This window comes from Amycolatopsis orientalis DSM 43388 (genome assembly GCF_000411975.1).
GTDB classification, from domain to species: domain Bacteria; phylum Actinomycetota; class Actinomycetes; order Mycobacteriales; family Pseudonocardiaceae; genus Amycolatopsis; species Amycolatopsis orientalis_D.
In genome coordinates, this window is sequence record NZ_ASXG01000109.1 from 144,146 (window position 1) to 150,198 (window position 6,053).

General features: G+C 72.6%; 8 protein-coding genes. 7 read left to right on the forward strand and 1 reads right to left on the reverse strand.

Features of this window, described 5'->3' with window-relative positions; translation table 11 throughout:
* Positions 1-3: 3 nt before the first annotated feature.
* From L942_RS21560 to L942_RS21570, 3 genes are read left to right on the forward strand one after another with little or no spacing between them, the layout of a single operon-like run.
* Positions 4-768 carry an isocitrate lyase/PEP mutase family protein gene (locus L942_RS21560; RefSeq protein ID WP_037363260.1) on the forward strand — a complete coding sequence of 255 codons (765 nt, stop codon included), beginning with the start codon at positions 4-6 and terminating at the stop codon, positions 766-768.
* A 10-nt stretch (positions 769-778) separates the two neighbouring features.
* A complete protein-coding gene (locus L942_RS21565) occupies positions 779-1,801 on the forward strand; it encodes an aminotransferase class V-fold PLP-dependent enzyme (RefSeq protein WP_037363272.1) in 1,023 nt (340 codons plus the stop codon).
* Positions 1,802-1,845: 44 nt separating this feature from the next.
* Positions 1,846-2,532, forward strand: coding sequence for a hypothetical protein (locus L942_RS21570; RefSeq protein ID WP_106964971.1), 687 nt, complete (start codon positions 1,846-1,848; stop codon positions 2,530-2,532).
* A gap of 100 nt (positions 2,533-2,632) precedes the next feature.
* Here L942_RS21570 and L942_RS21575 read toward each other — a convergent pair whose 3' ends face one another.
* Positions 2,633-3,553 (reverse strand): ferritin-like domain-containing protein, encoded by a 921-nt coding sequence (locus L942_RS21575; RefSeq protein WP_037363274.1) that lies wholly within the window; start codon positions 3,551-3,553, stop codon positions 2,633-2,635.
* A gap of 134 nt (positions 3,554-3,687) precedes the next feature.
* Here L942_RS21575 and rimP point away from each other — a divergent pair, with 134 nt between their 5' ends.
* The 4 genes from rimP to L942_RS21595 form a co-directional block, all read left to right on the forward strand.
* Positions 3,688-4,206 (forward strand): ribosome maturation factor RimP, encoded by a 519-nt coding sequence (gene rimP, locus L942_RS21580; protein WP_037363276.1) that lies wholly within the window; start codon positions 3,688-3,690, stop codon positions 4,204-4,206.
* Positions 4,203-5,270, forward strand: coding sequence for a transcription termination factor NusA (gene nusA, locus L942_RS21585; protein WP_037363278.1), 1,068 nt, complete (start codon positions 4,203-4,205; stop codon positions 5,268-5,270). Before rimP ends, nusA begins: the two co-directional genes overlap by 4 nt.
* A gap of 122 nt (positions 5,271-5,392) precedes the next feature.
* Complete coding sequence (locus L942_RS21590) at positions 5,393-5,662, forward strand: YlxR family protein (RefSeq protein ID WP_440201332.1); 270 nt, start codon at positions 5,393-5,395, stop codon at positions 5,660-5,662.
* 89 nt (positions 5,663-5,751) lie between these two features.
* The coding region (locus L942_RS21595) for a translation initiation factor IF-2 N-terminal domain-containing protein (RefSeq protein ID WP_037363281.1) at positions 5,752-6,053 on the forward strand (302 nt) is incomplete at its 3' end.

Sequence of the window (6,053 nt, forward strand, 5' to 3'; positions counted from 1 at the left end):
GACATGACTTCCTTCGCCGCGCTGCACGTACCCGGCCGTCCGCTGTTGCTGCCGAACGTCTGGGAGTTCGGCTTCGCCGCCGCGCTCGCCGGCGCGGGTCATCCGGCGGTCGGCACGACCAGCCTCGGCGTCTCGGCGGCCGCCGGGCTCGCCGACGGCGCCCCGGAATCCCGCGCCGCGACCGTCGCGCTGGCGAAATCGCTGGCTCCGCTGGACATCCTGGTCAGCGTCGACCTCGCGGACGGGTTCAGCGCGGACCCGGGCGAAGTGGCCGATCTCGTCGCGGAACTCGCCGACGCCGGTGTTGTCGGCGTCAACCTGGAAGACGGCCGAGGCGACACCCTCGCGCCCATCGTCGTCCAGGCCGCCCTGCTCGCCAAGGTGCGCGAACGAGTCCCGGGCATGTTCCTCAACGCCCGCACCGACACCCACTGGCTCGGCACCGGCCCGGTCGCGGACGCGATCACCCGGGTCCGCGCGTATGCCGACGCCGGCGCCGACTGCGTTTTCGTCCCCGGCCTGCACGATCCCGCGGACGTGGCGGAGCTGGTCGAAGCGGTCGACGTGCCGGTGAACCTCCTGCATCTTCCCGGGAAGGCCACTTTCTCCGAATTGGCTTCCCTCGGCGTAGCGCGGGTCAGTCTCGGCTCAACCCCTTACCGGGTAGCGCTTTCCGCCGCACTGGCCACAGTGGACTCAGTCCGGGAGGAGACCGAGCTGCCGGTGAAACCGCCGTCGTACGGGGAAATCACGGCGTTGCTCCCGTAACCTGGCGGACATGATCTTCGGAGGAACCACCGACTTCGCCGTCCCCGCCGGATACCTCAACACCCCCAGCATCGGGATCCCGCCAGCGCCTGTCGCCGAAGCGGTCGAGGCCGCGGTCGGCCGGTGGCGCACCGGGCAGGACACCCCGTCGGACTTCGACGAGCCGGTGTCCCGTTCCCGCGCCGGATTCGCGCGGCTCGTCGGCGTCCCGGCGGATCGGGTGGCGATCGGCGCGTCGGTGTCCCAGCTGGCGGCGAACGTCGCCGCCGGGCTGGCCCCGGACGCCCGCGTGCTGGTCGCCGAGAACGAATTCACCAGCGTCACGTTCCCGTTCGCGCAGCGGGCGAACGTCACCGAAGCGCCGCTCGCCAAGCTGGCGCAGCACGTCGAAGGCCACGACCTCGTCGCGGTCAGCCTCGCGCAGTCCGCCGACGGCGCCCTTCTCGACACCGCCGCGCTGCGAGCCGCCTCCGAAGCCGCGGACGTGCCGGTCCTGATCGACGTCACGCAGGCCGCCGGCTGGCTTCCGCTGGACGTCGCGTGGGCGGACTGGGTCGTCTGCGCGGGCTACAAATGGCTGTTCTCGCCGCGCGGCTGCGCCTGGCTCGCCGTGCATCCGCGGGCGCACGAGCGGACCCGCCCGGTCGCCGCGAACTGGTACGCCGGCGACGATCCGTGGTCCTCGGTCTACGGAATGCCGCTGCGCCTGGCCGGAAACGCGCGCGGGTTCGACCTCTCGCCGGTGTGGCTCTCGCATGTCGGCGCAGCGGAAGCGTTCGGCTACTTGGAGTCAGTCGACCTCGCCGCGGTGCGCGACCACAACGCCGGACTGGCCGATTCGCTGCGCGCCGCCGCCGGACTGGAGCCGCAGGGGAGCGCGATCGTGGCGCTGGAAGCCGATCCGGCGCGGATCGCCGAAGCCGGGATCGTCGCGAGCGTCCGCAACGGCCGGATCCGGGTCGGTTTCCACCTCTACAACGGCCCTGACGACGTCGAACGCGTGCTCGCCGCCCTGGGCGCGAAGGCGGGCTGAACGGCTGGGTCGGCGGCGCCGGGACGGTGAACTACGGTGTTCGCGTGTCCCATCCGCACTTCACCCCCGGCGCCCCCGGCACTCCCGGTCCGTCGGACACGGCCCCGATCCCGGCCGTGCCCGCGCACCCGGGCCCGCCGCCGCCCGGGCCGTCGCGCAACCGCGCCCTGCTGCTGCGCGGCGCCGGGCTCGTGGCGATCGCCGTCGTGGCCGGGCTCGTCTGGTACCTGATCCGGCACGACAGCACGCCGGAGCAGCCGGTCGCCGAAGCCCCGGCGACCACGGCGAAGCCCGCCTTCGACTACAAACTCGCCGAAGGCCCGGTCAAGGCGACCGACTGCGCGGCCAACGCCTACTCGGGCGCCAAGAAGTTCTTCCAGGACAACCCGTGCCAGTCCGTGGCCCGGGCGCTGTACACGGTGCAGTCCGGCGACGCGAAGGCACTGGTGTCGGTCGTGCTGGTGACGATGCCGGACGCGGCGAAGGCGACCGAGCTGAAACAGCTCACCGACCAGGACGGCACCGGCAACGTGAGCGACCTGGTCCGCGACGGCACCTTCCACGACACCGACGCTCCGAAGCTCAGCGGCGACCAGGCCGAGTACCAATCGAAGGCCGACGGAGCCGAGGTGACCATCGTGCTGACCGACTTCTACTACGGCCACCACGACAAGCCGCTGCTCACCCGGATCGCGAAGAACGCGTTGAAGCTGTCCGGCAAGCTCCGCTGACGTCGTCTTCGAACGCGCAGGCCGGTACCGCCCGGCCTGCGCGTTTTTGCTGCGTGAGCTGCCGGGGAGGCAACGGCGGCTGCTGCTCCTTGCCGACGCCCTACGACGGCTGCCCAGGCAACGCCACCGCCGCGGGCTTCTGCCCCGCCTCCTGCCGCCAGGGCATCCCGCGCCGCGCCGCGGCGATCAGCGCCTGCAAGGCCATTCCGCGCAGCCCCGAATCGTCGGTATGCGTCAGCACCGCATGCCAGGCCGCTGCCGTGTCCGCTTCCGCGCTGGCCACCAGCGCAGCAGCCGAAGCAGTGTCGGTAACCGGCTTGGGCGGCACGTACGCGGCTTCAGGGGCCACCGGCGTCGCCGAAGCCGAAGTGATCATCTGCGTGACCGCGTCCCGGCGAGCGGTGTGCTCCGCGCGCCCCGCCTTCACGGCGTCCCCGAAATCACCCGGAAGGAACGCCGTCACCAGCCCGTACACCCACAGTGCCGCGTGCTCGGCCGCGAGCGCCTTCTGCAGCGAGTCCACCGCTTCCTTCGGCACCGACGACGGCGCGGCCACCGTCTTCGCGTCCGCCCCCGGACCGAGTTCCGGCGCGACCCGCTGCAGCCCGGCGCACCCGGCGGCCACCGACGCGACGAGCCCGGCCCGGTAGCCGGGCAGCGCGGGCACCAGGTCCTCGGCCTGCTTGCGCGCGGCCGCCAGCCGGTCCTTGAACCCGGCCAGATCGGCGGGCGCGGGCGGGACGTTCACCGCCTGCTTGGGCCGGTTCAGCCGGTCCACCTCGGCCTTCAGCGCGGCCGCCTGCGCGGCTCTGGCGTCGGCGACCTGGCCGGCCGCGTCGCCGCCGGCGGGCAGCTTCCGGGCCGCGGCGGCGTCCGCGTCGGCCGTCGCCAGCAGCGGGGCGAGGGGGTCGGGGGCGTCGTCGTAGCCGCCCGAGCAGGCGGCGAGCGGCACAGCCGCGGCGACAGTGGCGCTCAGTGCGCCCAGACGCAGCACGGCGCGCCGGGAGAGGTCTGCGGTCACGTCGGCCCATCCTGCCAGGCCCCCCGGGTGCGCCGCCGCTCGCGCGTCTTCGCGGGGGCGCAGGATAAGCTTGACCTTCACCGACCACAGCCGTGACCAGCCCGCGTCACGACGGCCGAACAGGAGTGCTCCACGTGCCCAACGAACTCGCCAGCCGGCTGGAGCCGATCGTGGCCGAAGCCGTCACGACCGCGGGTTTCGACCTCGACTCGCTCGAGGTGCAGCAAGCCGGAAGGCGACAGCTGGTGAAGGTGGTCGTCGACTCCGACGACGGCGTCGGGCTGGACGAGGTCGCCGAGGTCAGCCGCACCGTCTCGGCCGCCCTCGACGAGAACGAGCACGTGCTGGCGAGCGCCTACACCCTCGAGGTCACCTCGCCGGGCCTCGACCGGCCGCTCACCCAGCGGCGGCACTGGCGGCGCGCCCGGTTCCGCCTCGTCAAGATCACGCCCGTCGAGGGCCCGGCCTACCTCGGCCGCGTCGGGCACGCCGGCGAGAAGAGCGTGCGCGTGCTCGCCGACGGCCGGATCAAGGACGTGTCCTACCAGTCCGTCGCGAAGGCCGTGGTGGAAGTCGAGTTCAAGCAACCGCCCGCCGAGGAACTCAAGCAGCTGACCGCGGACGAGAACGAGAAGAAGGAGGAGTCGAAGTGAACGTGGACATCGCCGCGCTGCGGGCGATCGAACGGGACAAGGACATCCCCTTCGACACGGTCATCGAGGCCATCGAGACCGCGCTGCTCACCGCGTACAAGCACACCGAGGGCCACCAGCCGCACGCCCGCATCGACATCGACCGCAAGACCGGCCTCGTCCGCGTCCTCGCGCACACCCTCACCGCCGACGGCGAGGTCGACGAGGAATGGGACGACACGCCCGAGGGCTTCGGCCGGATCGCCGCCACCACCGCGCGCCAGGTCATCCTGCAGCGGCTGCGCGACGCCGAGCACGAGAAGACCTACGGCGAGTTCTCCGCGAAGGAGGGCGAGATCGTGGCCGGCGTGGTCCAGCGCGACGCGCGCGCGAACGCCCGCGGCATGGTCGTGATCCAGGTCGGCGACACCGAGGGCGTGCTGCCGCAGGCCGAGCAGGTCGCGGGGGAGTCCTACGAGCACGGCACGCGGATCAAGGCGTTCGTGTTCGGCGTTTCGCGCAGCAGCCGCGGCCCGCAGATCATGCTGTCGCGCTCGCACCCGAACCTGGTGCGCAAGCTGTTCGCGCTGGAGGTCCCGGAGATCGCCGACGGCACCGTCGAGATCGCCGCGGTCGCGCGCGAGCCCGGGCACCGGTCGAAGATCGCGGTCCGCTCCACCATCCCCGGCGTCAACGCGAAGGGCGCCTGCATCGGCCCGATGGGCGCGCGCGTGCGCAACGTGATGAGCGAGCTGTCCGGCGAGAAGATCGACATCATCGACTGGTCCGAGGACCCGGCCAAGTTCGTCGGGAATGCATTGTCGCCCGCGAAGGTTGTTTCGGTACGTGTCGTGGACGAGCGCGCCAAGACGGCGCGGGTGGTCGTGCCGGACTTCCAGCTGTCGCTCGCGATCGGCAAGGAGGGCCAGAACGCCCGCCTCGCCGCCCGGCTCACCGGCTGGCGGATCGACATCCGCAGCGACGCGGCCCCCGCGGAGCCCGCCGGTCCGGCCGGCGCCGGGGAGGGTGAGCAACACCACGCCGGCCAGGCGCGGCCCGCCGCGGCAACCGGTTCGGCCGACTGAAGGTGCAGGCGCTAGACTCGACAACGGTTCAAGACCCGCGAAGGGCTACTGGGGACACCCCCGACCTCCAGCGTCACCGGCACTCGCCGGTGCGCACGTGTGTCGGCTGCCGGAAACGGGACTTGACCGGCGAACTGCTGCGCGTGGTCGCGGCGGACGGGCGGCTGGTCGTCGACGAACGTCGGCGGCTGCCGGGCCGGGGTGCGTGGCTGCACCCGGGGCCGGACTGCCTGGCCAAAGCCGAGCGGAAGCGGGCGTTCCCGAGGGCCCTCCGGGTCCAGGGCGCGCTCGACGCCGCGGGGCTGCACGACCACGCGGCGTTCGCCGCGGACAACGACGCCGGGACACCCCCGGGGTCGCGAGAAACAAGGAAGCAGGTCGACCCGTCATGAGTCAGCCGTGAAGCTGAAGCCATGAACGCGCGACGATAAGGACGAGGTCAGCGGGTCTTCCGCCTGGCCTCCCCTAGATGAGGAGAGCTGTGCCAGGCAAGGCCCGCGTACACGAGCTCGCTAAGGAGCTCGGCATCACCAGCAAAGAAGTTCTCGCCAAGCTGAAGGAGCAGGGCGAGTTCGTGAAGTCCGCGTCGTCCACCGTCGAGGCGCCCGTCGCCCGCCGGCTCCGCGACGCGTACCCCGCCAAGGGCGGGAAGAAGCCCGGCCCCACGCCGGGACCGCGCCCGGCCCCGAAGCCGGCCGCGCCGCAGCAGCAGAGCGCCGCTCCGGCGCCCGCGCCGCAGCAGCAGGCCCCGGCCGCGAAGCCGGGCCCGCAGGCGGCCAAGCC

Bases quoted from the DNA above. Each gene is read 5' to 3' on its own strand.
- L942_RS21565 (WP_037363272.1), top strand. From the start codon at position 779: ATGATCTTCGGAGGAACCACCGACTTCGCCGTCCCCGCCGGATACCTC.
- L942_RS21560 (WP_037363260.1), top strand. From the start codon at position 4: ATGACTTCCTTCGCCGCGCTGCACGTACCCGGCCGTCCGCTGTTGCTG.